A 26,300-nucleotide genomic window follows, 5' to 3' on the forward strand; every position below is an offset into this window, starting at 1 on the left:
GCGCCTCACGAACGGACGCTCACGGGCGATGCAGCACCCCGCCCGGCGCCGGGGCGGAGACCCCGGTGGTACTCGGGAAGGTGATCGGCAGCCCCTCGACCGAGCGCAGCGCCAGATAGGCGAAGGCCTGCGCCTCGAGGAAGTCGGCGGACCAGCCGAGCGCGTCGGCGTTTACGATCTCGGTGTCGAGCAGGTCCTGGAGCATCGCCACCAGGGTCCGGTTCCGTGCCCCGCCGCCGGCCACGATCCAGCGGGTCGGGCGCTCGGAGGCATGGTCGAGGCTCGCCCGGATGGCGCGGGCCGCGAAGGCGGTCAGCGTCGCGGCGCCGTCGGCGGTGCCGAGATGGCCGGCGAGCTTGTGCGAGAACCAGTGGCGGTCCAGCGATTTCGGCGGCACCGCCTCGAAATACGGGTGCCGGAGCAGCCACGCGACCAGCGCCTCGTCCACCCTCCCCTGCGCCGCGCGGGTGCCGTCGCGGTCGAAGGGCGCGCCCTCACGCTCCTTCATCCAGTCGTTGACCGGCGCATTGCCGGGGCCGGTGTCGAAGGCCAGCATCCCGCCCCCCGAATCGATCAGCGTCACGTTGGCGACGCCGCCGATGTTGAGGACCGCGAGCGGCCCGGCATAGCCGGCCGCCTCGGCGAGCGCCCGATGGAACACCGGCACCAGCGGCGCGCCCTGGCCGCCGCGGGCCACGTCCTCGGCGCGGAGATCGGCGACCACCGGGATGCCGAGGCGCTGCGCCAGGGCCGCCCCGTCCCCGATCTGCACCGTCAGCCCCTCGCGCGGACGGTGCAAAACGGTCTGGCCATGGAAGCCGACCACGTCGATCTCATTGGGCGTCAGCCCGTTCTGTGCAAGGAACGCCTCGATTGCCTCGGCATGGGCGCGGGTCAGGAAGGCCTCCGCCTCGGGCAGGCAGCCGGGCCGGTCGGTTCGCGCCGTCACCGCCTCGGCGTCGCGCAGGGCCCGCGTCAGGAGCGCCCGCTCGTCTTCCGCATAGCCGCGATAGCCCGTCGGCCCGAGCGCCGCGACGCGGTCATTGCCGCTGCGCAGGACGCGCAGGCGGGTCCCGTCGCTCTCGATCAGGGCCACGTCGATCCCGTCGAGCGAGGTGCCGCTCATCAGCCCGATCGCCCGCCGCGTCGTCATGTGCCGCTGTCCCCGTGCGTTTCCGAGATCGGTTTGCTAAGAGCCGGCCCATCCCTTCGGCCCGATCCGAGCTAGCACGGGCTCCGCGCGCCTGTCGCGCCGCCCCACCTTCGAGACCGCCATGACCGCCGAGAGCTTCGCGCCGCAATCCGATTTCCTGAGGGTGCTGACCGAGCGCGGCTACATCCATCAGGCCTCCGACATCGAGGGCATCGACGCGGCGGCGCGCGAGGGGCGGCTCACGGCCTATGTCGGCTATGACTGCACCGCGGCCTCGCTCCATGTCGGCCACCTGCTCTCGATCATGATGCTGCACTGGCTGCAAGCGACCGGTGGCCGGCCGATCGCGCTCATGGGCGGCGGCACCACCCGCGTCGGCGACCCGTCGGGCCGCGACGAGGCGCGCAAGATCCTGACGCTGGAGCAGATCGAGGCCAACAAGGACGGCATCCGCAAGACCTTCGACCGGTTCCTGACCTTCGGCGCGGACGAAGCCGACGCGATCATGGTCGACAACGCCGAGTGGCTGACGAAGCTCAACTACATCGACATGCTGCGCGATGTCGGCCGCCATTTCTCCGTCAACCGGATGATGTCGATGGACAGCGTCCGGCTGCGGCTGGAGCGCGATCAGGAGCTGTCGTTCCTGGAGTTCAACTACATGATCCTCCAGTCCTACGACTTCGCCGAACTCAGCCGCCGCTACGGCTGCCGCCTGCAGATGGGCGGGTCCGATCAGTGGGGCAACATCGTCAACGGGATCGATCTCGGCCGCCGCATGGGCACGCCCCAGCTCTACGGGCTGACCTGCCCGCTGCTGACCACGGCCTCGGGCGCCAAGATGGGCAAGACCGCTGCCGGCGCCGTGTGGCTCGATGCCGGGATGCTGCCGCCCTACGATTACTGGCAGTTCTGGCGCAACACCGAGGATGCCGACGTGGCGCGTTTCCTCAAGCTGTTCACGCTGCTGCCGATGAACGAGATCGCGCGGCTCTCCGCCCTGCAGGGTGCCGAGATCAACGAAGCCAAAACGGTCCTCGCCACCGAGGCGACCCGTCTGATGCACGGCGCCGAGGCCGCGCAGAGCGCTGCCGAGACCGCGCGGAAGACCTTCGTCGAGGGGACGCTGGCCGATTCGCTGCCGACCGTCACGGTGCCGCGGGCGGTGCTGGAGGCCGGGCTCGGCGTGCTCACCGCCTTCGGGCCGGACTACGCCAAGCTCGTGCCGTCCACGAGCGAGGCCCGCCGCCAGATCAAGGGCGGCGGCCTGCGGGTCAACGACGTCCAGCTCACCGACGAGAAGGCGGTGCTGGGGCCGAGCGATGCGACGGCCGAGGGCGTGATCAAGCTCTCGTTCGGCCGCAAGAAGCACGTGCTGCTCCGGCCGGCGTAGCGGCCCCCCCCCGCGCTCCCTCTGAAGCGAGCCGGGAGCGGGCCCCGTCATCCCGGGGCCGCTCACCGGACAACGGGTCCGGGCCGTGAGCCTGGACCCTTATGGGGCCGCTCTCAGAACACCTGCTCGGGACGCGGCGCGCCTGGGCGTCCGGCCGCCGCATCCGCCTTGTCGGCGGCCCGCTTGTCGAGGGCGCGATCCACGACCTTGGCGAGCCCGACCATGATCTTGTCGAGCACGTAATCCTTGGGCGTGTAGACCGCGGTCACCCCCATATTCTTGAGCACCAGCTCGTCCTCCGGCGAGATGATGCCGCCGACGACGACCGGCACGTGGTCGAGGCCGGCCTCGCGCAGCTTCGCCTTCACCTCGCGCACCAGCGGCACGTGGCTGCCCGAGAGGATCGACAGGCCGATGACGTGGGCGCCCCGCTCCGCCGCCTTGGCGACGATCTCGCTCGGGGTCTGGCGGATCCCGTCATAGGTCACGTCGAAGCCGACATCCCGGGCGCGCAGGGCGATCTGCTCGGCGCCGTTGGAATGGCCGTCGAGGCCCGGCTTGCCGACCACGAGCTTCGGGGTCTCGCCGAGGCGCTCGCCGAGATCGGCGATGAGGAGCTTGGCCTCCTCGGCCGCCCCGGAGGAGGCGGTCTGGAGCGTCACGCCGGTGGGCGCGCGATACTCGCCGAACACCTCGCGCAGGCGCCCGCCCCACTCGCCCGTGGTCACGCCGGCCTTCGCGGCGGCCACCGAGGGCGGCATGATGTTGGCCCCCGAGCGGGCCGCCGCCTCCAGCGCGTCGAGGGCCGTGGCCACCGCCCGCTCGTCGCGCTTGGCGCGCCATTCGCGGATGCGGGCCTCGGCCTCCATTTCGACGGTCTCGGAGACCGTGAAGATCGCCCCCTCCCCGGCGGTCAGCGGCGAGGGCTCGCCCTGCTCCCACTTGTTGACGCCGACGACGATCTGCTCGCCGCGCTCGATGGCGGCGATGCGCTTGGCGTTCGATTCCACCAGCGCCCGCTTCAGCTCGCCCGCCTCGACGGCGGTGACCGCGCCGCCGAGTTCGGCGATGCGCGCCAGTTCGGCCCGGGTCTGCTCCTTGAGCGCCTCGACGCGGGCCTCGATCACCTTGGACCCGTCGAAGATGTCGTCGTATTCGAGCAGGTCCGTCTCGAAGGCGAGGATCTGCTGCATCCGCATCGACCATTGCTGGTCCCAGGGCCGCGGCAGGCCGAGCGCCTCGTTCCAGGCCGGCAGCTGCACCGCGCGGGCGCGGGCCCGCTTCGACAGCGTCACCGCCAGCATCTCGATGAGGATGCGGTGAACGTTGTTCTCGGGCTGCTGCTCGGTCAGTCCGAGGCTGTTGACCTGCACGCCGTAGCGGAAGATGCGCTTCTTAGCGTCGGTGATGCCGTAGCGTTCCTGCGCGATCTCGTCCCACAGCTCGGCGAAGGCCCGCATCTTGCAGATTTCGGTGATGAACCGCATCCCGGCGTTCACGAAGAACGAGATGCGGCTGAACACGTCGGAGAAGCCCGCCTCGTCGAAATCGGGGTCGTCGCGCACCGTGTCGAGCACCGCGATGGCGATGGCCAGCGCGTAGGACAGCTCCTGAACCGGCGTCGCGCCCGCCTCCTGCAGGTGGTAGGAGCAGACGTTCATCGGGTTCCACTTCGGGACTTCCTTGGTCGTGAACAGGATCACGTCCTTGGTGAGCCGGAGCGAGGGCGCGGGCGGGAACACGTAGGTCCCACGCGAGAGATATTCCTTGATGATGTCGTTCTGGGTGGTGCCCTGGAGCGCCGACAACGGGGCGCCCTGCTCCTCGGCCACCGCGAGATAGAGCGACAGCAGCCACGGCGCCGTGGCGTTGATCGTCATCGAGGTGTTCATCTGCGCCAGCGGAATCTGGTCGAACAGGGTCCGCATGTCGCCGAGATGCGCCACCGAGACGCCGACCTTGCCGACCTCGCCGCGGGCGAGCTCGTGGTCGGGATCGTAGCCGGTCTGGGTCGGCAGATCGAAGGCGACCGACAGGCCGGTCTGCCCCTTGGCGAGGTTGCCGCGATAGAGCTTGTTCGATTCCGCCGCGTTCGAGTGGCCGGCATAGGTCCGGATCAGCCAGGGCTTGTCGCGCTTGACCTCGGCGACGTTCGCGTTTCCGCTCATCCCCTCGACTCCGTATGACGTTACTTGTTTTCCGCGCGGGGGCGCGGGCTTCGCGGCACCGTAGCGAAGCCGTCGCGGCTCGTCATCTGGAAGAAAGGGCGAGGATCCGGGATGGCGCTTTGAGAAAAACCTGACGCGCCGGCCAAGGGAATTTCGCGGCCGGACCGTCCGACCGGAGGCCGGAGCCGACCCCGCGGGCGCGGGGCCGTCTCCGGTCGGACCCGCTCAGCGCGCGCCGCCGCAGACCCGCATCCGGCCGGCCCCCCCGTTGCTGTTGTGGCTCTTCGCGTGGCCGATCGAGCCGGTCATGTCCTGGGTCGGATTGCCGCCCGGGCGCTTCACGACGACGTCACAGCGGCTCGAACCGTGGCTCCAGCCCGGGAACGGGATCGTCGGCAGGCCGGCGGAACTGGGGGAGGTCCGAACGCCGACCGGCTGGAGATCGGGCCCGATGCTCGACCAGTGCGGCGCGGGGCGCTTGGCCGCCGCGGCGGCGGCACGACGCTCCTGTCCCGGCCCTGGACGGGACGCGGCCGGCAGGACGCTGGTGGCGATCAAAGCGAGGGTCAGCGAGAGACTGAGGACGACGCGCTGCAAGACGATGCTCCTGAAGGTGGCAGATACTGATGAAACGCGCGACAACCGCCCAATAATTCGTCAGTATTTCCGGCCACGTGCTCCAGCGCACAAGCCTTGGTTCGACGTTTAATCCCGTCATTTTCTGAGATTTTTGTCGGAACATCCGTACGGAACGCGTCCGGCGTTGCTTGCGGCGGCACGGGCCGGGCCGGCGCCATGGGGTCGGCGCGCTGTCCCGGCGCGCCGCACCGCCACGACGAACCTCAAGGGTCGCCGCGGGCCAGGGCGGCGGCGATCGGTTCGCCGGCGTTTTCCGGCGTGGCAAGATTCCGCCACAGCGTCCCGTGATGGCGGCCCAATCTCGCGCGCCCGGCCGCCGTGCCATCACCTCAAGTAAATTTTGTATTCAAAGATTTTGTCGCGAAGCGGCGCAGGTTTTTTGTGCGGGTGGTTCGGGCAGTCGCCTTTTAGGCCACTTGGAAGGCCTGAAACATCATGCTTATAGCGTCAGCCAAGTTCGCGCGGCGTGTCCGGGCGGACCACTGATATGAGAGGGAGAGCCACGATGGCTGCAAGCGCAGCGCCGGCCTGGAGCGGCCAGACGGCGGAAGCCAAGGACCTTTACGAGCTCGGCGAGATCCCGCCGCTCGGCCACGTGCCGGCCAAGATGTATGCCTGGGCGATCCGCCGCGAGCGGCACGGGCCGCCGGAGCAGTCGCACCAGCTCGAAGTGCTGCCGGTGTGGGATATCGGCGATGACGAGGTGCTCGTCTACGTCATGGCCGCGGGCGTGAACTACAACGGCGTCTGGGCCGGCCTGGGCGAGCCGATCTCGCCGTTCGACGTGCACAAGGGCGAGTACCACATCGCCGGGTCCGACGCCTCCGGCATCGTCTGGAAGGTCGGCGCCAAGGTGAAGCGCTGGAAGGTCGGCGACGAGGTCATCGTCCACTGCAACCGCGACGACGGCGACGACGAGGAGTGCAACGGCGGCGACCCGATGTTCTCGCCCTCGCAGCGCATCTGGGGTTACGAGACGGGCGACGGCTCCTTCGCGCAGTTCTGCCGGGTGCAGTCGCGCCAGCTGATGAAGCGGCCCCAGCACCTCACCTGGGAAGAGGCGGCCTGCTACACCCTCACCCTCGCCACCGCCTACCGCATGCTGTTCGGCCACGCGCCGCACACCGTGCGTCCGGGCCAGAACGTGCTGGTCTGGGGCGCCTCCGGTGGTCTCGGCGTGTTCGCGGTCCAGCTCTGCGCGGCCTCGGGCGCCAACGCCATCGCGGTGATCTCCGACGAGTCGAAGCGCGACTACGTGATGAGCCTGGGCGCCAAGGGCGTCATCAACCGCAAGGACTTCGATTGCTGGGGCCAGCTGCCGAAGGTCAACTCGCCGGAATACAACACCTGGCTCAAGGAAGCCCGGAAGTTCGGCAAGGCGATCTGGGACATCACCGGCAAGGGCAACGATGTCGACATCGTGTTCGAGCATCCGGGCGAGTCGACCTTCCCGGTCTCGACCCTGGTGGCCAAGCGCGGCGGCATGATCGTGTTCTGCGCCGGCACCACCGGCTTCAACATCACCTTCGACGCCCGCTACGTCTGGATGCGCCAGAAGCGTATCCAGGGCTCGCATTTCGCCCACCTCAAACAGGCCTCGGCCGCCAACCAGTTCGTGATCGACCGGCGCATCGACCCCTGCATGAGCGAGGTCCTGCCCTGGGACAAGATCCCGGCCGCCCACACCAAGATGTGGAAGAACCAGCACCCGCCGGGCAACATGGCGGTGCTCGTCAATGCCACCCGGGCGGGCCTGCGCACCGTCGAGGACGTGATCGAGGCCGGCACGCTGAAGGCGATGCCGTAACGGCGACGCCCTCCATCCGGCTCCGTTGACCCTGAGCCTGTGCCGTTTCCGCGGGAACGGCACAGGCTTTTTCGTGGGTGCGGGTCAGCGCCGCTTCGGCTCGTCCTGGCGCAGATGGCGCTCGTAGCTGTCCTGCTTGTCGCTGTGTTCCTTGATCATGTCGGCATAGGCCGCCCGCATCTCGGGCGACACCGCCACGCTCTTCCCCTTGGAGGGCTTGCGCTTGGGCGCCTTCTTGAAGGTGTCGGATGTATCGGCCATGTCGTGCAGGAACCCCCATCGCGGAGCGACGGCCGGGACGGCAACGGGGAGGCCGGTCGGGCGGGCCGCGTCCACACGCCTTCCGGCACGGCGGCCCCGCTGCTAGAACGCGCCGGACATCGGTACGGGACCAGCATAGCCCGTCCGCGCGACGGTTTCGAGAAGTGCCATGGAAAAGTTCACGACCCTGGAGGGCGTCGCCGCGCCCATGCGGATCATCAACGTCGACACCGACCGGATCATCCCGAAACAGTATCTCAAGACGATCAAGCGCACCGGCCTCGGCCAGGGGCTCTTCTCCGAGATGCGCTACAACGACGACGGCTCGGAGAATCCCGAGTTCATCCTCAACCAGCCGGCCTACCGCAACGCCAAGGTTCTCGTGGTCGGCGACAATTTCGGCTGCGGCTCCTCCCGCGAGCACGCCCCCTGGGCGCTGGCCGATTTCGGCATCCGCTGCGTGATCTCGACGAGCTTCGCCGACATCTTCTTCAACAACTGCGCCAAGAACGGCATCCTGGCGATCATCGTCTCGCCCGAGGATCTCGAGAAGCTGTTCCAGGACGCCGAGCGCGGCGCCAACGCGACGCTCACGATCGATCTCGCCGCCCAGACCATCAAGGGGCCGGATGGCGGCACGCTACATTTCGACATCGACGAGGGCCGCAAGCACAGCCTGCTCAACGGCCTCGACGAGATCGGCCTGACGCTCGCCGACAAGGCGCCGTCGATCGCGGCCTACGAGGCCCGCCTCGCCGAGCGCCAATGGGCCTGACCCGCCCCGCTTGGTCCAGAACGACGAACCCCCGGGGCGCTCGCGCGGCCCGGGGGCTTTTCTTTCATCGGATGACGCGGGCCGGCGCCGCAGGGCGCCGGCCTCGTTCTTTCAGCGCGCCGCCAGCTTCTTCGGCAGCTTGAAGGCCCAGAAGCTGCCGCCCTGGTTGATGCCCGCGGTGGACTTGGCCACCTCGCCGCCCCAGAGCGGGACCGCGCCGCCCCAGCCGGCCGCGACGCCGATCCACTGCTCGCCGTCCTGCTCCCAGCTGATCGGCGAGGAGACCACACCGGTGCCGACCTGGAACTTCCAGACTTCCTCGCCGGTCTTGGCGTCGAAGGCCTTCAGGAAGCCCTCGGGCGTGCCGGTGAAGACGAGGTTCCCGCCCGTGGTCAGGACGCCGCCCCAGAGCGGGGCCTTGTTCTTGTAGTTCCACACCACCTTGCCGGTGGCCGGGTCGATCGCCTTCAGCGAGCCGATATGGTCTTCGAAGATCGGCTTGATGGTGAAGCCGGCGCCGAGATAGGCGGCGCCCTTCTTGTAGTTCACCGGCTCGTTCCAGATATCCATGCCCCACTCGTTCGAGGGCACGTAGAACAGCTTGGTGTCGGGGCTGTAGCCGATCGGCATCCAGTTCTTGCCGCCGAGGAAGCTCGGCACGGCGAAGACGGACTTGCCCTTCTTGCCGTCCTCCGACTTCGACGGGTCGCCGGGGCGGAAGGCGTCGTCGTAGATCGGGCGGCCGTTCGGATCGATGCCCTTGGCCCAGCTGATCTTCTCGACGAACGGCGCGGCCGAGATGAACTTCCCGTTGGTCCGGTCGAGGACGTAGAAGAAGCCATTGCGGTCGGCGGTGGCGCCGGCCTTCACGGTCTTGCCGTCCTTCTGGAGATCGAACGGCACGAACTCGTTCACGCCGTCGAAGTCCCAGCCGTCATGCGGCGTGGTCTGGAAGCCCCACACGATCTCGCCGTTGTCCGGGTTCAGCGCGATGCGCGAGGCCGACCACTTGTTGTCGCCGGGGCGCAGCGCCGAGTTCCACGGACCCGGATTGCCGGTGCCGAAGTAGAGCAGGTTGGTCTCGGCGTCGTAGGTGCCGCCGAGCCAGGTGGCGCCGCCGCCGTATTTCCACATGTCGCCGGGCCAGGTCTCGTTGAGCTGGCCGGTCATGGTCGAGGGCTTGCCGTTCAGCTCGCCTATATGGCCCTCGATGACGGGGCGCTTCCAGAGAACCTCGCCGGTCTCCGCGTCGCGGGCCTCGACCCGGCCGACGATGCCGAACTCGCCGCCCGACACGCCGGTGATGATCTTGCCGTTCACGATCAGCGGCGCGGCGGTGTAGCTGTAGCCGGCCTTGAAGTCGTCGATGTCTTTGCGCCACACGACCTTGCCGGTCTTGGCGTCGAGCGCGACGAGCTTGGCGTCGAGCGTGCCGAAATAGACCTTGTCCTTGTAGAGCGCGGCGCCGCGGTTCACCACGTCGCAGCAGGGCAGGATGCCCTCCGGCAGGCGGGCATTGTACTCCCACAGCTTCTCGCCGGTGCGCGAATCGAGCGCGTAGAGGCGCGAATACGAGCCGGTGACGTAGAGGACGCCGTCCTTGACCAGCGCTTGGCTCTCCTGGCCGCGCTGCTTCTCGCCGCCGAAGGAGAACGAGTAGGCCGGGACCAGCCCCTGGATCGTCTCCTTGTTGATGGCCTTGAGCGGGGTGTAGCGCTGGGCCTGGAGGCCGAGGCCGTAGGTGACGACGTCGTCGGTGGTCTTGGCGTCGTTGAGGATCGCCTCGTTGCTGACGGCGCCGGCGAGCTTCTCGCTCTTGGTCTCGCTCTTGCTCTCGCTTTTGGCGTCGGGCGCCGCGAGGGCCTGCGAAGCGCCCGCGAGGAGCGCCGCCGCCCCCACGGCCGCGAGGAACCGGTCACGCACCTTCATCGGGAAATCCTCCTCATGGTTTGTTCGGCGGCCGGCGGACCTTGTGGCGTCGCGTCCGTTGTGGCGGCAGCCTCGACGGGCACGCTAGCCTTGCGCGAGCGCCGTCGTTATTGGCCATAAGTCCAAGATAAGATTTTTGGGTCGCCGCTTCGCGTATAGATTTTGACGTTCTCGCGGCGAATGCAGTGTGACGTGTGAGAGAGAAACTGAGAAAACTCCAGCGCGCGCGGCGCTGGAGTTTTTTGTCCACGAACACGCTTCGCCCGGTGATCCGGGCCTGCTCAGAACCCGTTCGGCGGGCGGAAACCCACCCCATGCCGCGCGCAGATCGCCGCGAGCCGCCCATCCGCGATCAGGGCGGCCAGACCCTCGCCGACCGCGTAGCCGAGATCGCGCGAATCGGAGCGCACGGCGCCGCCGAGCTCCCAACTCGTCTTGACGAGGCCGCCGAACGCGATCTCCACGATGGGACAGCGCTCGGACCCGGCCCCGGCGGCGTGAAGCGCAGCCTCGATCGAGGGCCGCGTGCCGGCCAGGATCGCGGCTTCGCCGCGCAGGAAGGCCTGGGCGGCCTCGTCGAACGTGCGGAAGTGCGTGAGGTTGTTCCGGTAGCGACCGCTCTCCGCCATCAGGATCTGGAGATCGGAGGCGCTGGCGCCCTCCACCGCGACCGCGTGGTCGCCGATATCGGGGAAGCTCTCGAAGGCCTCCATCCGGTCTCGGGCCCAGGCGAAGGCGAGGCGCTGCTCGAAATAGGGACGCACGAGGAAGACCTGCTCGTTGCGCATTCCCAGCAGCCTGTCGTGGGGCACGTGCAGCATCAGGTCGGCGAGCGGGCTGCCGGCGAGGTCGCCCCGCCACAGGTTCAGGCGGAAATCGCCGTCGACGTTCTCGCCGGCATCGACGAGACGCAAGTCGAGCCGCACCTTCAGGATCGTGGCGAGGGCCTCCGCGACATCCACATCGATGCCGACCGGGCGGCCGTCGCGCATCTCCGAGAACGGGGCGTTCTCGGCATAGAGCGCGACGCGCAGGGTCCCCTCCCCCGTCACCGTGTCGAGCGGGCGCGCGGCGGCTGTGCGGGCAGCCAGCACGGGCAGGCCGGCGAGCCCCGCCAGGGTGTGGCGCCGGGTGAGGACGGGCGACACGGCTACTCTTCGTGCTTGGCTTCGATGTAGGTGCGGATCGCCCACAGGGCCTCCTGGGACAGCACGCCCTCGAAGGCCGGCATCTTGGTCATGCCGTTGATGATCGCGCCGTGGCGCACCCGCTCGACGAAGTATTCGTCGCCTTCCTTGCCGGTCGGCAGGTAGCGCAGATCCGGGGCGAGGCCGCCGGAGACGACCTGAAGACCGTGGCAGCGGGCGCAGTTCTGGTTGTAGCCGGAATCGCCGATCGCCACCGCCTTGGCGTTGCCGCGATAGGGATTCTCGCCGCGCCACTCGCTCCCGAGGCCGTCGAGTCCGCCGGTATCGACCGGCTGGGGCTGCACGTCGCCATGGGCGAGCGCGCCGCCAGCCAAAGCGCAGGCGAGCAACAGGCCGCCCACGAGCCGGAACCGTCGCGTCATGTCCGTATCACTCCCTTGCCGGTCCCGTTGCGCGTATGGCGCCGGGCCGTTCGTTGTCCGGGAGGCGAGCGAAAGATGGCCCGCCACTCCGCGATGGTGGAGCGATCGTATCAAGCGGGGGCGCGCCGCCCCATTGTGCTTTGGTACGGAACGGGCCCGGTCGATGTGAGACCTTGGTCCAATATCGGCCGCAGCCCAGACCTGCCTATCCTTTCCCAAAATTCGGGGTGGAACCGTTCAGGGCAGGATGTCGACACGCGCCGACTTCTCCGACGGCGGACGCAAGGGGAGCCGGGCGACGCGCGACGCGTTCCGGGCCCTCGTCGCGGCCGGCCTCTGGCTCTGGGCCGGCGCCGCGTTGGCGGCGCCCGCGGGCGCCCCGCTCACGATCCATTACCTGGAGCGCCGGATCGAGCGGCCGACGCCCCTCAACAACGAGCCGCGGGTGCCCGAGGACGAGGGTCTGCGCGGGGCCGAGCTCGGCCTGCGCGACGGCAACGCCACCGGCCGCTTCGTCGGGCTGACCTTCGCCCTCAAGCCGACGGTGGTGGCGCCCGGCGCCGACTTGCTCGCGGCGCTGGCCGCGCTGGTCAGAGAGAATGGCGGGCCGCCCCGCTTCCTCGTCGTGAATGCCCCGGCGGACGACCTCCTGGCGGTCGCCGACGCGCCCGAGGCGCGGGAGGCAGTGCTGCTGAATGTCGGCGCCCCGGACACGCGCCTGCGCGACCGCGACTGCCGCGCCCGCCTGCTGCACGTATCGCCCTCGCGAGACATGCTGACCGACGCCCTGGTCCAGCTCCTCGTCCACAAGCGCTGGGGCCGCCTGCTGCTGGTGTCCGGGCCCGGCCCGGACGACGCCCTCTATGCCGAGGCCCTGCGCCGGAGCGCCAGGAAGTTCGGGGCGCGGATCCTCGCCGAGGCGACCTTCGACGCCCGCGGCGCCGACCTGCGCGATTCGGCCCTCAAGGAGTTCGTCCTCCTCACCCGCGGCCCCGACCACGATGCGGTCGCGGTGGCGGACGAACGCGGGGAGTTCGGGGGAAACCTCGTCTACAACACCGCCGCGCCCCGGCCGGTCGTCGGCACCCACGGGCTCACGCCCGCCGCCTGGGGCCGTCCGGTCGAGGCCTGGGCGGCGGTGCAGCTCCAGGGCCGCTTCGCCAAGCTCGCCGGTCGCCCGATGGGCCCGGTCGACTGGGCCGGATGGATGGCCGTGCACGCGGTGACGGAGGCGGCCACGCAGCTCACCTCGAGCGACCCGGCCGCCATCCGCGACCGGCTCTTGTCCAAGAAATTCGAGGTCGGCGGCTTCAAGGGTCGGGCCCTGAGCTTCCGCCCCTGGAACGGCCAGCTGCGCCAGCCGGTCTTCGTGCTCTGGCCCGGCGCCGTGGTGGCCGCCGCGCCGGTCGAGGGCTTCCTGCACCGGCGCACCGAACTCGACACTCTGGGGCTCGACGAGCCCGAGAGCGCCTGCCGCGCCTTCGGAGGCCACGGATGATTGTTTTTCGGATTTTGCTCGGCGCCACGCTGCTGATGCCGCTCCGTGCCGAAGCCCGCGAGATCTATGTCTCGAACGAGCGCGACAACACCGTGTCGGTGATCGATGCCGCGACCTGGGAGGTCGCCCGCACCTTCCCCGTGGGCCGGCGCCCGCGCGGCCTCACCTTCTCGCGGGACGGCAAGCGGCTCTTCGTCTGCGCCAGCGATTCCGACGCGGTGCAGGTGATCGATCCCGACACCGGAAAGCTCCTGCACGACCTGCCCTCCGGCGAGGACCCGGAACAGTTCGCCCTCGCCCCGGATGGGAAGACGCTGTTCATCGCCAACGAGAACAACGCCACCACCACGGTGGTCGATGCCGACAGCCGCAAGGTCCTCGCCCAGGTCGATGTCGGCATCGAGCCCGAGGGCATGGCGGTGAGCCCGGACGGCACGCTCGCCGTGACGACCTCCGAGACCACCAACATGGTCCACTGGATCGACACGGCCACGCTGCAGGCGGTCGATGCCACCCTGGTCGGCCAGCGCCCGCGCCACGCCGAGTTCACCCGCGACGGCCGGCGGCTCTGGGTCTCCTCCGAGATCGGCGGCACGGTGGCGGTGATCGACGTGGCGAGCCGCCGGATCGTCGAGACCATCGGCTTCGAGATCCGCGGAATCTCCTCCGATCGCATCCAGCCCGTCGGCATCGCCCTGTCGGAGGACGGACGCACCGCCTTCGTGGCGCTCGGCCCGTCCGACCGGGTCGCGGCGGTCGATACCGAGACCTTCAAGGTGAAGGCCTACATCCTGGTCGGGCGCCGGGTCTGGCACGTCGCCGTGCTCCCCGGCGGCGAGCGGCTGGTGACGACGAACGGCGTCTCCGGCGACGTCACGGTGATCGACGCGGCGAGCCTGAAGGCGATCCGCAGCATCAAGGTCGGACGCTATCCCTGGGGCGCGGCCGTGCGGCCGACCGAGATGGCGCGGGGCGTCGACGGCCGCTCGGCGGGAGCCGCCGAGTGATCCGTGACCCTGGGGAGGTCCCTCGCGACGGATTTTTTCTCCTCCGCGGGGAAGAGCGCTTGCGGAAATGGCGGTCCGCGTGGTGCGATTGGGCGACCGGGATCGCCGTCCTCGTCGCCCTCCTGCTGACACCCCTTCTCGCGCCTTTCCCGGCCTTCGCTGGCGGCCTCGACCGCGCGGGGCTCGAACGCCTCTTCCCCGCTCCCCTCGTCGTCGGGGAGCGCGACGGACACATCCCGGTCTGGCCGATCCTCAAGCAGGAGGCCGGGTCCTACGAGGTCTTCGCCTACGCCTTCGAGACCATCGACTTCGCCCGCATTCCCGGTTTCGGCGGGACCGCGCCAAACCTGCTGATCGCTCTGGGGCCGGACGGCACGTTTCGCGATGCCCGGGTGCTGTCCCATCACGAGCCGGTCTTTCTCGAGGGTCTGGGCTCGGAGCCGCTTTTCGCCTTCGTCGAGCAATATGTCGGCCTCTCGGCCAAGCAGCCGATCCGGGTCGGGCGGCCGAACGCCCGGGCCAGCGGGGCCGCGCCCGCCACCACCGTCGACGGCATCTCCATGGCGACCGCTTCGACGCGCGTGGTCAACGAGACGATGCTGGCCGCCTCGCTCGCCGTCGCCCGGGAGAAGCTCGGCTTCGGCGGCGCCCAGCTCGGCCTGCGGGTGGAGGCCCGCCCCGAGGGCGACCCGCTGCCGCTCGCCGCCTTAGAACGGCGCGGCTGGGTGACGGTCTGGCGCCCCTCGCAACGCGAGGCCGACGCGGCCTTCGCCGGGACCGGCCTCGACGACCCGGAGGCGGGCGAGCCCGACGCGCCCTTCGCCGCGCTGACGATCGCCTATCTCAACGTCCCCCCGATCGGGCGGACGGTGCTCGGCGAGGCGGCCTTCGCCCGGCTGATGCGCGAGATCGGCCCCGGCGGGCACGCCGTGATGGTGGTGAGCACGGGCCGCTGGAACCCGCTGCCGGAGGCCTTCGTGCTCGGCTCGGTGCCGGAGCGCCTCACCGTGCAGCAGGGCGGCCTGACCGTGAACCTGCGGGACGCGGCCTGGGAGCGGGGCGATCTCGCCCCGGGCCTGCCCGCGGGCCCCTGGACGATCCTCAGGATCGCCCCGGAGGCGGGCTTCGATCCCGCCTCGCCCTGGACCCTCGCGATGAAGGTCACCCGCGAGCGCGGGCAGATCTTTCCGGACAAGGTGTCCCGCGATCTCTCGACCGAGTATCGGCTGCCGCCGGAGCTGTTCCTGCGCGAGATCCCGGAGGCCGGGCCCGGCTGGACCGAGGCGTGGCGCGCCCGCGCCGGGGAACTCGGCATCATCGCCGCGGCCCTCGGGCTGCTGGTGCCGGTGCTCGTGCGCCAACGGGGGCTCGTCGCCCGAGAGGACGCCTTCTCGGCCTTCCGCCTCGGCTTCCTCGCCTTCACCCTCGGGGTCGTGGGCTGGTACGCCCAGGCGCAGCTCTCGATCGTCACCCTCGTCGGCGTCACCCGCGCCCTCGTCCAGACCGGCGATCTCGGCTTCCTGCTCTACGATCCGCCCTCGCTTCTGATTTGGGCCTTCGTGCTGGTGACCCTCGTGGTCTGGGGTCGGGGGACCTTCTGCGGCTGGCTCTGCCCGTTCGGGGCGCTGCAGGAACTCGCCGCCTGGCTCGCGCGCCCCCTGCGCCTGCGCCAGATCACCGTCCCGCCGCGCCTCGACCGGGCGTTGCGTGGCGTGAAGTATGGGGCGCTCGCGGCGATTCTCCTTTCCGCCGCCCTCGCCTCCCCCCTCGCCGACAGCGTGGCGGAGGTCGAGCCGTTCAAGACGGCGATCACCCTGTACTTTGTCCGAAGCCTGCCCTTCCTCGGCTACGCGGCCGGGCTGATCCTCCTGAACCTTTTCCTCTACAAGGGATTCTGCCGCTACCTGTGCCCGCTCGGGGCGAGCCTCGCCCTCGCCGGACGCCTGCGGCTGCTCGACTGGATTCCGCGGCGGGCCGAATGCGGCTCGCCCTGCCAGCTCTGCCGGGTGCGCTGCCGCTATGGGGCGATCGAACCCTCCGGGCGGATCGACTACGCCGAGTGCTTCCAGTGCATGGAGTGCGTGACGATCATCCATGATCCGCACCAATGCGTGCCGCAGGTGCTGGCACAGAAGCGCGGACGCCGGGCCGCCCGTCGCCCCGTGGCCGCCGAATGAGCGGGCCGAGGCTGCGACCCCGGGCCGAGCGGCGGCGGGTGCTCTTCGGGGGATTCGGCGCTCTGGCAGCGCTCGCCGCGGGGCCGGCGGCGTTCCGGGGCCTGGCCCGAGCGCGGGGCCGGCGCAGCGCGACCCGGGCCGGACTCGCGCTGGGCACGACCGTCGCGCTCACCCTCGTGAGCGACCGGCCGGAGGTTGTCGAGGCCGCCTTCCGCGACGCCTTCGCGGCGATCCGCGCCGTCGAGGCGGCGGGCAGCCTGTTCCGACCGGACAGCGCGCTGGCGCGCCTCAATCGCGACGGGCGACTCGAGGCCCCCGATCCGCTCCTGCGGACGATGCTGGGCTTCGGCCTCAGCCTGGCGCAGGCCAGCGGTGGGGCCTTCGATCCGACGGTCCAGCCGCTCTGGACGCTCTGGGCCGCAGCGAGCGCCCGCGGCGCGCGGCCGGACCCGCGCGCCCTCGCACAGGCGGTGGAGCGTGTCGATTGGCGCGGTGTCGTTCTCGAGGAGGATGGCGTCCGCCTCGCCCGCCCCGGCATGGGCGTGACTCTCAACGGGCTGATCCAGGGTTTCGCCGCCGATCAGGCGATGGCGGCGCTCGCCCGGCACGGCATCGCCGACGCCTTCGTCGATACCGGCGAGTTCGGCGCGAGCGGCCGGCATGCCGACGGACGACCCTGGCGGCTCGGCCTCCCGTCGCGGAACCCCGCCGAGGATGTCGCACGGGATCACAGGCAGGAACGGCCGCGGACTCTTGCGGCCGTCATCGACCCCTTCGCCGGGTTCGCGGCGACCTCCGGAGACGACGCCACCGTCTTCTCGCCCGACCGGCGCGATCACCACATCTTCGATCCTGTGACCGGGCGCTCGCCGACCGCGCTCTCGGCCGTGACCGTGATGGCCCCGAGCGGCCTTCTCGCCGATGGCCTTTCCACCGCGGCCTTCGTCATGGGGGAGGAGGCCGGCGCCGGGCTCGTGGCGGGGTTTCCCGATTGCTCCGTGCGCTTCACGCCCAAGGTCTGATACGGGCTCCGCTTGATCAAAGCGGAGCCCGGATCAGGCAAGCCCGCGCGGCGTTTGAGCGACGCCCAAATCCGCCATCCCGAAGGGATCAACCGGATTTGGTCTGATCCGACCTCGTCAGGGCATCCTCAGGCGCAGCGCGCCGGTCGATCCTCGCCGCCGCCCGCCCATCGCTCGACCGCCGCCAGCAGTGCCTCCCGCTTGAACGGCTTGCCGACATGGCCCTGCATGCCGACCGCGAGGTACTCCGCCATCTGATGCGGCAGGACGTTGGCCGTCATCGCGACGATCGGCACCGCGGCCGCCGCCCCGCCCAGCGCGCGGATGCGGCGCGTGGCCGTCATGCCGTCCATGCCCGGCATCTGGATATCCATCAGGACGAGATCGTAGGGGGTCGCCGTCACGGCCTGGATCGCCTCGGCCCCGCTGGAGGCGACATCGACGATGTGTCCGCCGAGCGCCAGGACGGCGCGGCCCATCTCCTGGTTCAGGAACACGTCCTCGACGAGCAGCACGCGGCAGGCCCGGCGTCGCGGGGGCGACGCCGGCGCGGCCGCAGGCACCGCCGCCGTGGCGGCCACCGGCAGGGGAACCAGGACCCGGAAGGTCGAGCCCTGACCCGGCTCGCTCTCTATCTCGATCGTGCCGCCCATCAGCCCGATCAAGCGCTTCGAGATGGCGAGGCCAAGCCCGGTCCCACCGAATTCCCGCCCGATCGTGCCGTCCACCTGGCTGAAGCGCTCGAACAGGAGATGCCGCTTGGCGGCCGGGATGCCGATGCCGGTGTCGCGCACGGCGAGGCTCAGCGCGGCGACGGGCCCGGCGGCGTCCTCCGCCGCGAGCGTGAGCGTGACCCCGCCCCGTCGCGTGAACTTCACGGCGTTGTTGAGCAGGTTGAGCAGCACTTGGCGCAGGCGGTCGCGATCGCCGACGACGGTCTCCGGCAGATCGGCCGCCATCTCGAGGGCGAGGTAGAGACCCTTCTGGGCCGCGCCGGCCCGGACGATCTCGGTCGCCTCCTCCACCAGGGCCAGCAGCGGGAAGGGAACCGGCGCGAGTTCGATTTGGCCCGCCTCGACCCGCGAGAAGTCCAGGATGTCGTTGACGATGGTGAGAAGCGCCGAGCCCGCCGAGCGAACCCGCTCGGCATGCAGGCGCGAGGGGTGACCGAGGGTCGGATCGTCGAGCAGGAGGTCGGTATAGCCGAGCAGGCCGCTCAGCGGCGTTCGGATCTCGTGGCTCATGGTGGCCAGGAATTCGGATTTCGCCCGGCTCGCCGCCTCGGCCTGGATCCGCGCCGCCTCGAGCTCCTGGGTGCGCTCGGAAACCCGATCGGCCTGCGCTTCGTAGAGGCGCAGATGCGCGACGATCACCGTCGCGAGATCCCTAAGCCGGGCCCGCTCCTCGGCGCCGAACCGGCGCGGCTCGTGATCCATGAGGCACAGGGTGCCGACTCGAAGGCCCGGCCGCAGGGTGAGGGCTGCCCCGGCGTAGAAGCGGATATGCGGCTCTCCCGTGACCAGCGGGTTTTGGGCGAAGAGCGGATCGGCCTGGGTGTCCTCGATGACGAGGCCGTCCTCGGAGAGGATCGCGTGGGCGCAGAAGGCCACCGCCCGGGGGGCGCCCGCGGCCTCGATCCCGCACTTCGCCTTGAACCAGACCTCCTCCGCATCGATCAGGGTGACGGTCGCGACCGGCACATCGAACAGGGCCGTCGCGGTGCGGCAGACCGCATTGAAATGCGGCTCCGGTTCGGTCCCGAGAATGCAGAGCCCCCGGAGATAGGCGAGCCGCTCCGGTTCGTTCGGGGGAAGGGGGACCATGTCGACGTGCCTCGTAGGCTTTCCTCCCCAGGGAGCGCCCGCAGCCGACACTCTCCTGCCGACGCGACAGGTTCTCACCCTTGCGTTGAAGCCGTTCTAAGGCCGCTTACGCGCCTCATAAATCGCGGCTTCCGGAAAGGTCCTTCGCACCCTGCGTCAGGTCGCTGCAGCAACCGCGGCTTGATGCGCGAGAACGCTGGCAGCAGGTTCGAGGTTTGGCGCGATCGGAAAGGGGCTGACCGATGGATGTTTCCGACTGGCTGCCCCTCCTGGCCTTCCTGGCGCCGATTCCGCCGATCCGGCCGGAGCCGTCGCGGCGCGTCCCGGACTGGTTTCCGGCCTTCATCATGGGAGCGACCGTGTTCCTCATGGTCGCTCCCATGATCGCGATCTGGGGCTTTCACCGTCCGGAGAAGCCGTTCCGCGCCGCCTGCGAGGCGTCCGGTGGGCAGGTCGTGCCGGCCTCTTTGGCGGGGGATGGGAAGCCGCGCTGCCGCCACCGGTGAGCGGTACGGACGCGGGACGCAGTCTTCACGGCGTCGAAACGCACATCGCCCCCGCCAAGCCCATGACGGCGCGGCGAGGGCGACCTTTTTTGGGTAGCGACGGGCTCCGGGTCCAGGACCCGGTCTCACACCCGGCATCCGGCGGGCGAAAGCCGACCCGCCGTCGCGGGAGTTACATGCCGAACTGCACCTGTCGGCTGTTGCCCTGCTTGAGATTGCGGAAGCGCGCCATCGCCCAGAGGGGGAAGAACTTCGGGTAGCCGTGGTAGCGGAGGTAGAACACCCGCGGGAAGCCGGTCGCGGTGTAGCGCTCCTCGTTCCACAGGCCGTCCTGCTCCTGCGTGCGCAGCAGGTAGTTGACGCCGCGGGCCACCGCCGGATCGTCCACCTCGCCCACCGCCATGAGGGCGAGCAGGGCCCAGGCGGTCTGAGAGGCGGTCGAGTAGCCGGGCTCGAATTCCGGATTAAGCTTGTAGGACGAGGCGTCCTCGCCCCAGCCGCCATCCGGGTTCTGGATCCGGATCAGCCAGGCCACGGCCTTGCGGATCTCCGGCGAGTCCGGATCGACGCCCGCCGCGTTCAGCGCACAGAGCACCGACCACGTGCCGTAGATGAAGTTCATGCCCCAGCGGCCGTACCAGCTCCCGTCCTTCTCCTGGTCGTTCAGCAGGTAGGTGACGCCGCGGTCGAGGGCCCGGCTGGTGGCGCGGGTCTCGCCGAGCTGGGACAGCATCGAGACGACGCGGGCGGTCACGTCGGCCGTCGGCGGATCGAGCAGCGCGCCGTGATCCGAGAACGGGATGTGATTGAGGTAATGGTGGTTGTTGTCGGCGTCGAAGGCCGCCCAGCCGCCATCGGCGCTCTGGAGACCCTCGACCCATTCCCGGGCGCGGGCGATGGCGGTCGAGTAGTCCGGCATGCCGCTCACCAGCCCGTGCTGGCGCATGGCGCGGTCCATCGCCATCACGACGACGGCGGTGTCGTCGAGGTCGGGATAATGCGGATTGGCGTACTGGAACGCCCAGCCGCCCGGGCGCACGTTCGGCTTGGTCGCCGCCCAGTCGCCCTTGATGTCGAGGATCTGCAGGGGCTTCAGCCAGTCGAGGCCGGCGCGGGCATTGGCCTCGGCCTGCGCGCCGCCGGTCTCCAGCATGGCGTGGCTGGTCAGCGCCGTGTCCCAGACCGGCGAGAGGCAGGGCTGGACATAGGCCTCGTGGTCCTTCTCGGCCACGAGCTTCTCGATCGCCTCCAGGGCGATCTTCACCTGCGGGTGGTCGGACGGGTAGCCCAAAACCTCGTACATGATCACCGAATTGACCATGGCCGGGAAGATCGCGCCGAGCCCGTCCTCGCCGTTCAGGCGCTCGGACACCCAGGCCACCGCCTTGTCGATAGCGCGCTTGCGCGGCGTCTTGGGGAAATGGTCCTGCGTCTTCTGGAGCACCCGGTCGATGGCGCCGAAGATCGGCGTCCAGGGCCAGGTCGCATGGGGCGAGGCCGCCCAGGTCAGCACCGATTCGGGGGGCGTCACGAACAGTTCGGCCACGCCGATCCCGCGCGGGTTCTTCGCCCGCGGCTTCTTGGCCTGGATCACGAACAGCGGCACCATGGTGCAGCGCGCCCAATAGGACACCTTGTCGAGGTGGAACGGGAACCACTTCGGCAGGTGCATGACCTCGACCGGCATCACCGGCACCGCCGTCCACGGCACTTCGCCGTAGAGCGCGAGCTGGATGCGGGTGAAGACGTTGGCGTTCGCCGCCCCGCCCCGCTGGAGGATCGCCTTGCGGGCCGCGCGCATATGCGGCGCCTCGATGTCGTCGCCGATCATCTTGAGGGCGAAATAGGCCTTCACCGTCGCGCTGATGTCGAACGGGCCGTCATGCACCAGCGCCCAGCCGCCATGCGCCTTGGATTGCGTGCGGCGCAGGTAATTGCCGATCTTCGCCTCGAGCCCGGGGCGCGGCGCGCTCCCGCGGAACTGGTGGAACAGGATGTATTCGGAGGGGATCGTCGCGTCCGCCTCCAACTCGAAGCAGATGTGACCATCGGCCTGCGTCATCGCCGTGAGCGCGCGGGCAGCATCCTGCACGCCGCGCTCCACGTCGGCGAGAGAGACGTCGCGCGTCTTCGGACGGTGCAACTGCTCGATCTTGCCTGCGGCCTCGCGCATCGCCGTCGCCTCTTCGGACTGTCGTGATGCCGTCGTCATTGCTTCAAGCAACTCCCTGTGCCTGTGCCCGCCCGCACATCCCGCTCCGGGATAGTGCCTGCGCGGCGTTGGTGCCCGAGCGGATCGCCCCCTCGATGGTCGAGGGCAGACCCGTTTCCGTCCAGTCTCCCGCCAGAACGAGGTTCGAGAAGCGCGTTGCAACGCCGGGACGTCGCGCAGCCTCCGCCGGCGTGGCGGCGAAGGTCGCACGCTTCTCCTTGACGATCTGCCAGCTAGGCAATTCTCGTGCAAGGCCGTTGAGTTCCGCGATCTCGTTCCAGATCCGCCGCGCCAGATCCTCCCGCCCCGCATCGAGCAGATGGTCGGCCGCGCTGATGGTCACGGAGAACCGGTCCGGATAGGCGAACAGCCATTCGCTGAGGCCGCCGACGACGCCGAGCAGCAGGGGCGCGGTCTCGGGCGGGCGGACCGCGAAATGTGCGTTGACGATCGAGCGGAACGCCTGCGGCGCCGGTGTGCCGGGCAGCACCTCGGCGGCGACCCAGGGCGGCAGGGCCAGCACCACGGCGTCGTCCGGACCGATCGCGGTCGGCTCGTCGGTGAAGTCGAGGCGCTCGATTCGGTCGGGGCCGAGGGCGAGGCCGCGCAGACGGCGTCCGTAGCGGATCTCCGCGCCGCGCTCGGCGAGGAAGCGCAGCGCCGGATCGACGAAGGCCGCCGAGAGGCCCTCCACCGCCACGAGCGGCCGGCAGGCGCGCCCCCCCGCGCCGAGGGTCTCGCGCAGGATCGTGGCGGCGAGGCCCACGTCGCTCTCCCGCGGGTCGGTGTTGAGCGCAGCGACCAGAACCGGGTGCCAGAGCCGCTCGTAGAGCGGACCCTCGCAGGACATCCGCTCGCCGATCGTGCCGCTCCGGCCCGGCGGATTGCCGGAGGCCGCCATCATCAGGGAGAGCGGGGCGAGGTAGTCGCGGGCGCGCGTCCCGGGAACGCGGCGGCCGGCCGCGAGAACCCACCACGGCAGGCGTCCGGCATTGGGTCGCAGGGTCCAGCGCTCGCCCGTGCGCAGATCCGCGAAGGGGAAGGCCGCCTCGTCCGGGCCGCTCAGGGCATCGGACGGCGCACCGACCCGCTGCAGGAAATCCAGGGAGGCGTGGTTGCCCGACAGGAGCAGGTGGTTGCCGTTGTCGATCGTCAGCCCGAGGGCCGGATCGTAGTAGGAGCGGCAGCGCCCGCCCGCCTGCTTGGCCGCCTCGTGCAGCACCACGCGACTCCCGGACTCGGCGAGCGAGACCGCAGCCGAGAGGCCGGCGAGGCCGGCGCCGACGACGTGCACCGTTCCCGTCATCACAGGATTCCGTGGCGGAGGGCGACGCGGAGGAGAGCGAGCTTGCCGGGCTTGACCCGCGCCCGCGGCGGCGCCCATCCGCGCCGCACCACGGCGTCGAGGTAGAGCCGGTAGGCCGCCGCCATCAGTCGGGCCGCCTTGGTGGCACGGCGCGGGCTGCGCTCGATGATCGCCCAGGACTGGCGGTAATGCGCCTCGGCTTCCGCCGCGACCGCCGCGCAGACCTCGCCGAGGCGGGGATGGGCCAGCGCGCTCTCCGGCGTCGGGGTCATCAGGCCGATCCGGTGGAACTTCTCCATCGGCAGGTAGAGGCGCCCGCGGGCCGCGTCCTCGTCGATGTCGCGCAGGATGTTGGTGAGCTGGAGCGCCCGCCCCTGGTGCCACGCGAGCCGGATGCCCGCCTCCTCCGGCATGCCGAAGATGCGCACCGAGAGCCGCCCGACGGCGCTCGCGACCCGGTCGCAGTAGAGATCCAGCGTCGCCTCGCTCGGCGCGACGATGTCCTCGGCCGCGTCCATCGCCATGCCGTCGATGACGGCGATGAAATCCTCCCGCTTCAGACCGAAGCGGCGCACCGGCTCGACCAGCGGGCGCACCCGGGGCGGCGGATCGCCCGCGTAGAGCGCGTCGATATCCGCGCGCCAGCCGTCGAGCTCGGCCGCCCGCAGATCGCGGGGGCCGCCGTCATCGGCCACGTCGTCGACCGACCGGCAGAAGGCGTAGACGGCGTACATCGCCTCGCGCCGCTCCTTCGGGAGCAGCCGCATGGCCGTATAGAAGGACGAGCCCGCCGCCGGCAGTGCGGGCGCCCCCTCCTCCGCCGTCAGCGGAGCCGCGGTCGCGCTCATGGATGGGCTCTCCGAGGGGTTTTGGCCCGGAACGGGCGGCGCACCAGCGTCGCCGCGATGCCGCCGAGGGCGGTCAGGGCGAAGCCGGCCTTGCCATGATGAACCTTTTCCGACAACGGATCGCGGGTCAGCAGGCCCCGGGTCAGCACGACCGCCAGGCGATGGATCGCAGCGATTTCCAGGCTCAGGCGGAGATCGTCGATGAGACCCGGCAGCGGCGCGCCTTCCTCCAGCAGGGCGAGCGTCCGCTCGGCGAGTTCGCGGATCACGGCGCGCAGCGCCGGCGTCGCCTGAGCGGCGCCCAGCATCGCCACGTCGGCGCCGTGCCGCTCCATCACGTCCAAGGGAAGGTAGACCCGATCGAGATCGCGGAAATCCTTGCCGCAATCCTGGAGATGGTTGAGCACCTGGAGCGCGGCGCAGATCGCGTCGGAGGTCGGGTAGACCCGCGCCGGGTCCTCGCCGTGCACGTCGAGAACGAAGCGTCCGACCGGCATGGCCGAGTAGCGGCAATAGTGGAGCAGCTCGTCCCAATCGGCGTAGCGGGACTTGCGTGCGTCCATGCGGAAGGCGTCGAGCAGTTCGAGCGCGTGCGTCGGCGGCTGGCCATGGGCGGCCAGTTCCCGCTTCAACGGCTCGACCGAGGGGTCGGAGCCGCCCTTGCCGGTCAGGGCGTCGGCCAGCGCGTCGAGCATCGCGATCTTGCGCTCGGGGCTCAGGCCGGCATGGTCGGCGACGTCGTCGCCCGCCCGCACGTAGTTGTAGAACGCGAGGATCGCGCCGCGGTAGCGGGGATGGATCAGGTGCGAGGCGACGGGGAAGTTCTCGTCGTGCTGGCCCTTGCCGGTGCGGGCGTCGGTCGCGGTCTGAAGCGCGGCGCTCATGCCATGTACCCCGACTTCCGGAACCATGCGATCGCGTCGCTCAGCCCCTCGCGATAGGGTCGCGCGGAATAGCCGAGCTCCGCCCGTGCCTTGGCATCGGAGAAGAACATCCGGTACTTCGACATGCGCACGCCGTCGATCGTGGCGAGCGGCGCCTTTCCGGTCACCCGGGCGATCTGCTCGGAGAGGAAGGCGATCGGGTAGATCACCGCGTAGGGCAGCCGCGTCGTCGGCGCCTTGCGGCCGACGATCCCGGCGATGTCGGCGAGCATCGTCGCCAGCATCACGTCCTCGCCGCCCAGGATGTAATGCTCGCCGATCCGGCCCTTGCGCAGCGCCAGCAGGTGGCCGGCGGCGACGTCGTCGACATGAGCGAGGTTGAGGCCGGTATCGACGAAAGCCGGAATCTTGCCGCGTGCGGCGTCGAGGATGATGCGCCCGGTCGGCGTCGGCTTCACGTCGCGCGGGCCGATCGGCGTCGAGGGGTTGACGATGACGGCGGGCAGCCGGTCGCGGGCCACCATCTCGTCGACGACCCGCTCGGCCACGACCTTGCTGCGCTTGTAGGCGCCGATCGCGGTCTCGGGGGTCAGCGGCCGGGTCTCGTCGGCAGGCGTGCCGTCGTCGTGCGGCTTGATGGTCGCGACGCTCGACGTATAGACGACCCGCTCGACGCCGGCCTTGAGCGCCTCCTCCATGAGGATGCGGGTGCCGTCCCGGTTCGTGCGGACGATCTCCTCCATGTCGGGCGCCCAGAGCCGGTAGTCCGCCGCGGCATGGATCAGGTAGCGTTGGCCGCGCAGGGCGGAGGCGACCGCCGCGCGGTCGCGCATGTCGGCCTCGACGATCTCGACATCGGGCCAGATCAGGTTGGTACGGGGCGAGGAGGCGCGCACGGAGACCCGCACCGTGAATCCGGCGGCGCGGAACACGTCCACCAGGGCGGCCCCCAGGAAGCCGCTGGCGCCGGTGATCAGCACCGGCCCCGCTGTGAGCGGGCCGCTTGATGTCGGCTCTGTCATCGTGCTCGCGTGATCGGTCGGAAACCCTCGCCCGCCGGCACCCGGGGGCGAACGGAAGCGCCGCTTCCGCCCTGCCCCGATTCCGGGCAGCGGCGGCGCGGTGCTTGTCTCATCGATGACGCGGTGCGGCAAGCGCCGCCCGCGTGGTAAGGTTGACTCAGGCGAGGCGCAGGCGGCCGCTCCGGCTGCCCTTCTTCTGCTCGGGCAGCGCACCGCGGACGGTCTTGAGGATGCCCTCGGCGTCGAGGCCGGCCTGGGCGTACATGATCTCCGGCTTGTCGTGGTCCTGGTAGAGGTCCG

At 70.2% G+C, this 26,300-nt stretch carries 21 protein-coding genes; 8 read left to right on the forward strand and 13 right to left on the reverse strand.

The annotated features are described in order from the left end of the window. Nucleotides 1-19 precede the first annotated feature (19 nt). The gene (locus tag LW587_RS15770) at nt 20-1,153 is read right to left on the reverse strand and encodes an anhydro-N-acetylmuramic acid kinase (RefSeq protein ID WP_232630539.1); all 1,134 of its coding nucleotides are present in this window, start codon (nt 1,151-1,153) and stop codon (nt 20-22) included. A gap of 121 nt (nt 1,154-1,274) precedes the next feature. Between LW587_RS15770 and tyrS the strand changes: the two genes are divergently transcribed. Then, entirely contained in the window at nt 1,275-2,546 is a 1,272-nt protein-coding gene (tyrS, locus tag LW587_RS15775) for a tyrosine--tRNA ligase (protein ID WP_232630540.1), read from the forward strand. 113 nt (nt 2,547-2,659) lie between these two features. On the opposite strand, the gene LW587_RS15780 is transcribed toward tyrS, so the two are convergent. Beyond that, entirely contained in the window at nt 2,660-4,714 is a 2,055-nt protein-coding gene (locus LW587_RS15780; RefSeq protein WP_232630541.1) for a protein meaA, read from the reverse strand. A gap of 225 nt (nt 4,715-4,939) precedes the next feature. Beyond that, nucleotides 4,940-5,311 carry a hypothetical protein gene (locus tag LW587_RS15785; protein WP_232630542.1) on the reverse strand — a complete coding sequence of 124 codons (372 nt, stop codon included), beginning with the start codon at nt 5,309-5,311 and terminating at the stop codon, nt 4,940-4,942. Nucleotides 5,312-5,858: 547 nt separating this feature from the next. Between LW587_RS15785 and ccrA the strand changes: the two genes are divergently transcribed. Then, complete coding sequence (ccrA, locus tag LW587_RS15790; RefSeq protein WP_232630543.1) at nt 5,859-7,160, forward strand: crotonyl-CoA carboxylase/reductase; 1,302 nt, start codon at nt 5,859-5,861, stop codon at nt 7,158-7,160. An 84-nt stretch (nt 7,161-7,244) separates the two neighbouring features. On the opposite strand, the gene LW587_RS15795 is transcribed toward ccrA, so the two are convergent. Next, nucleotides 7,245-7,421 carry a hypothetical protein gene (locus LW587_RS15795; protein ID WP_232630544.1) on the reverse strand — a complete coding sequence of 59 codons (177 nt, stop codon included), beginning with the start codon at nt 7,419-7,421 and terminating at the stop codon, nt 7,245-7,247. Between the two features lie 169 nt (nt 7,422-7,590). Here LW587_RS15795 and leuD point away from each other — a divergent pair, with 169 nt between their 5' ends. Then, nucleotides 7,591-8,196 carry a 3-isopropylmalate dehydratase small subunit gene (gene leuD, locus LW587_RS15800; protein WP_232630545.1) on the forward strand — a complete coding sequence of 202 codons (606 nt, stop codon included), beginning with the start codon at nt 7,591-7,593 and terminating at the stop codon, nt 8,194-8,196. A gap of 111 nt (nt 8,197-8,307) precedes the next feature. On the opposite strand, the gene LW587_RS15805 is transcribed toward leuD, so the two are convergent. The 3 genes from LW587_RS15805 to pedF form a co-directional block, all read right to left on the reverse strand. Next, a complete protein-coding gene (locus tag LW587_RS15805; RefSeq protein ID WP_232630546.1) occupies nt 8,308-10,125 on the reverse strand; it encodes a PQQ-dependent methanol/ethanol family dehydrogenase in 1,818 nt (605 codons plus the stop codon). A 281-nt stretch (nt 10,126-10,406) separates the two neighbouring features. Then, nucleotides 10,407-11,273: a substrate-binding periplasmic protein gene (locus LW587_RS15810; RefSeq protein ID WP_232630547.1), complete on the reverse strand. Its 867-nt coding sequence runs from the start codon at nt 11,271-11,273 to the stop codon at nt 10,407-10,409. A gap of 2 nt (nt 11,274-11,275) precedes the next feature. Further along, nucleotides 11,276-11,695, reverse strand: coding sequence for a cytochrome c-550 PedF (gene pedF, locus LW587_RS15815; RefSeq protein WP_232630548.1), 420 nt, complete (start codon nt 11,693-11,695; stop codon nt 11,276-11,278). Nucleotides 11,696-11,942: 247 nt separating this feature from the next. Between pedF and LW587_RS15820 the strand changes: the two genes are divergently transcribed. Genes LW587_RS15820 through LW587_RS15835 form a run of 4 tightly spaced genes read left to right on the forward strand, consistent with a single transcriptional unit; the run spans nt 11,943 to nt 17,399 of the window. Continuing rightward, the gene (locus tag LW587_RS15820; protein ID WP_232630549.1) at nt 11,943-13,193 is read left to right on the forward strand and encodes an ABC transporter substrate-binding protein; all 1,251 of its coding nucleotides are present in this window, start codon (nt 11,943-11,945) and stop codon (nt 13,191-13,193) included. Further along, nucleotides 13,190-14,200, forward strand: coding sequence for a YVTN family beta-propeller repeat protein (locus LW587_RS15825; protein ID WP_232630550.1), 1,011 nt, complete (start codon nt 13,190-13,192; stop codon nt 14,198-14,200). Before LW587_RS15820 ends, LW587_RS15825 begins: the two co-directional genes overlap by 4 nt. A gap of 59 nt (nt 14,201-14,259) precedes the next feature. Next, nucleotides 14,260-16,377, forward strand: coding sequence for a 4Fe-4S binding protein (locus LW587_RS15830; RefSeq protein ID WP_232630551.1), 2,118 nt, complete (start codon nt 14,260-14,262; stop codon nt 16,375-16,377). Further along, complete coding sequence (locus LW587_RS15835) at nt 16,374-17,399, forward strand: FAD:protein FMN transferase (RefSeq protein ID WP_232630552.1); 1,026 nt, start codon at nt 16,374-16,376, stop codon at nt 17,397-17,399. The genes LW587_RS15830 and LW587_RS15835 overlap by 4 nt, the downstream gene beginning before the upstream one ends. Nucleotides 17,400-17,527: 128 nt before the next feature. Here LW587_RS15835 and LW587_RS15840 read toward each other — a convergent pair whose 3' ends face one another. Beyond that, nucleotides 17,528-19,222 (reverse strand): GAF domain-containing hybrid sensor histidine kinase/response regulator, encoded by a 1,695-nt coding sequence (locus tag LW587_RS15840; protein WP_232630553.1) that lies wholly within the window; start codon nt 19,220-19,222, stop codon nt 17,528-17,530. Between the two features lie 242 nt (nt 19,223-19,464). Here LW587_RS15840 and LW587_RS15845 point away from each other — a divergent pair, with 242 nt between their 5' ends. Continuing rightward, nucleotides 19,465-19,728, forward strand: coding sequence for a hypothetical protein (locus LW587_RS15845; RefSeq protein WP_232630554.1), 264 nt, complete (start codon nt 19,465-19,467; stop codon nt 19,726-19,728). A gap of 172 nt (nt 19,729-19,900) precedes the next feature. On the opposite strand, the gene shc is transcribed toward LW587_RS15845, so the two are convergent. Genes shc through hpnA form a run of 5 tightly spaced genes read right to left on the reverse strand, consistent with a single transcriptional unit; the run spans nt 19,901 to nt 26,000 of the window. Then, on the reverse strand, nt 19,901-21,901 hold the full coding sequence (gene shc / locus LW587_RS15850) for a squalene--hopene cyclase (protein WP_232630555.1): 2,001 nt from the start codon (nt 21,899-21,901) through the stop codon (nt 19,901-19,903). Nucleotides 21,902-21,944: 43 nt separating this feature from the next. Continuing rightward, nucleotides 21,945-23,246, reverse strand: a complete 1,302-nt coding sequence (hpnE, locus tag LW587_RS15855; protein WP_232630556.1) for a hydroxysqualene dehydroxylase HpnE — start codon at nt 23,244-23,246, stop codon at nt 21,945-21,947. Then, on the reverse strand, nt 23,246-24,094 hold the full coding sequence (gene hpnD / locus LW587_RS15860; RefSeq protein ID WP_232630557.1) for a presqualene diphosphate synthase HpnD: 849 nt from the start codon (nt 24,092-24,094) through the stop codon (nt 23,246-23,248). Before hpnD ends, hpnE begins: the two co-directional genes overlap by 1 nt. Next, nucleotides 24,091-24,978 (reverse strand): squalene synthase HpnC, encoded by an 888-nt coding sequence (gene hpnC, locus LW587_RS15865; RefSeq protein ID WP_232630558.1) that lies wholly within the window; start codon nt 24,976-24,978, stop codon nt 24,091-24,093. The genes hpnD and hpnC overlap by 4 nt, the downstream gene beginning before the upstream one ends. Next, entirely contained in the window at nt 24,975-26,000 is a 1,026-nt protein-coding gene (gene hpnA / locus LW587_RS15870) for a hopanoid-associated sugar epimerase (protein ID WP_232630559.1), read from the reverse strand. Before hpnA ends, hpnC begins: the two co-directional genes overlap by 4 nt. Between the last annotated feature and the right edge of the window lie 300 nt (nt 26,001-26,300).

It is taken from the genome of Methylobacterium sp. Leaf118 (genome assembly GCF_920984675.1).
In the GTDB taxonomy this organism is placed as follows: Bacteria; Pseudomonadota; Alphaproteobacteria; order Rhizobiales; family Beijerinckiaceae; genus Methylobacterium.

Excerpts from the sequence above, each read along its gene's own strand:
- LW587_RS15770 (WP_232630539.1), bottom strand. The coding sequence starts at position 1,153 with ATGACGACGCGGCGGGCGATCGGGCTGATGAGCGGCACCTCGCTCGAC.
- tyrS (WP_232630540.1), top strand. The coding sequence starts at position 1,275 with ATGACCGCCGAGAGCTTCGCGCCGCAATCCGATTTCCTGAGGGTGCTG.
- LW587_RS15780 (WP_232630541.1), bottom strand. The coding sequence starts at position 4,714 with ATGAGCGGAAACGCGAACGTCGCCGAGGTCAAGCGCGACAAGCCCTGG.
- ccrA (WP_232630543.1), top strand. The coding sequence starts at position 5,859 with ATGGCTGCAAGCGCAGCGCCGGCCTGGAGCGGCCAGACGGCGGAAGCC.
- LW587_RS15795 (WP_232630544.1), bottom strand. The coding sequence starts at position 7,421 with ATGGCCGATACATCCGACACCTTCAAGAAGGCGCCCAAGCGCAAGCCC.
- leuD (WP_232630545.1), top strand. The coding sequence starts at position 7,591 with ATGGAAAAGTTCACGACCCTGGAGGGCGTCGCCGCGCCCATGCGGATC.
- LW587_RS15805 (WP_232630546.1), bottom strand. The coding sequence starts at position 10,125 with ATGAAGGTGCGTGACCGGTTCCTCGCGGCCGTGGGGGCGGCGGCGCTC.
- pedF (WP_232630548.1), bottom strand. The coding sequence starts at position 11,695 with ATGACGCGACGGTTCCGGCTCGTGGGCGGCCTGTTGCTCGCCTGCGCT.
- LW587_RS15820 (WP_232630549.1), top strand. The coding sequence starts at position 11,943 with ATGTCGACACGCGCCGACTTCTCCGACGGCGGACGCAAGGGGAGCCGG.
- LW587_RS15825 (WP_232630550.1), top strand. The coding sequence starts at position 13,190 with ATGATTGTTTTTCGGATTTTGCTCGGCGCCACGCTGCTGATGCCGCTC.
- LW587_RS15835 (WP_232630552.1), top strand. The coding sequence starts at position 16,374 with ATGAGCGGGCCGAGGCTGCGACCCCGGGCCGAGCGGCGGCGGGTGCTC.
- LW587_RS15840 (WP_232630553.1), bottom strand. The coding sequence starts at position 19,222 with ATGGTCCCCCTTCCCCCGAACGAACCGGAGCGGCTCGCCTATCTCCGG.
- LW587_RS15845 (WP_232630554.1), top strand. The coding sequence starts at position 19,465 with ATGGATGTTTCCGACTGGCTGCCCCTCCTGGCCTTCCTGGCGCCGATT.
- shc (WP_232630555.1), bottom strand. The coding sequence starts at position 21,901 with ATGCGCGAGGCCGCAGGCAAGATCGAGCAGTTGCACCGTCCGAAGACG.
- hpnE (WP_232630556.1), bottom strand. The coding sequence starts at position 23,246 with ATGACGGGAACGGTGCACGTCGTCGGCGCCGGCCTCGCCGGCCTCTCG.
- hpnD (WP_232630557.1), bottom strand. The coding sequence starts at position 24,094 with ATGAGCGCGACCGCGGCTCCGCTGACGGCGGAGGAGGGGGCGCCCGCA.
- hpnC (WP_232630558.1), bottom strand. The coding sequence starts at position 24,978 with ATGAGCGCCGCGCTTCAGACCGCGACCGACGCCCGCACCGGCAAGGGC.
- hpnA (WP_232630559.1), bottom strand. The coding sequence starts at position 26,000 with ATGACAGAGCCGACATCAAGCGGCCCGCTCACAGCGGGGCCGGTGCTG.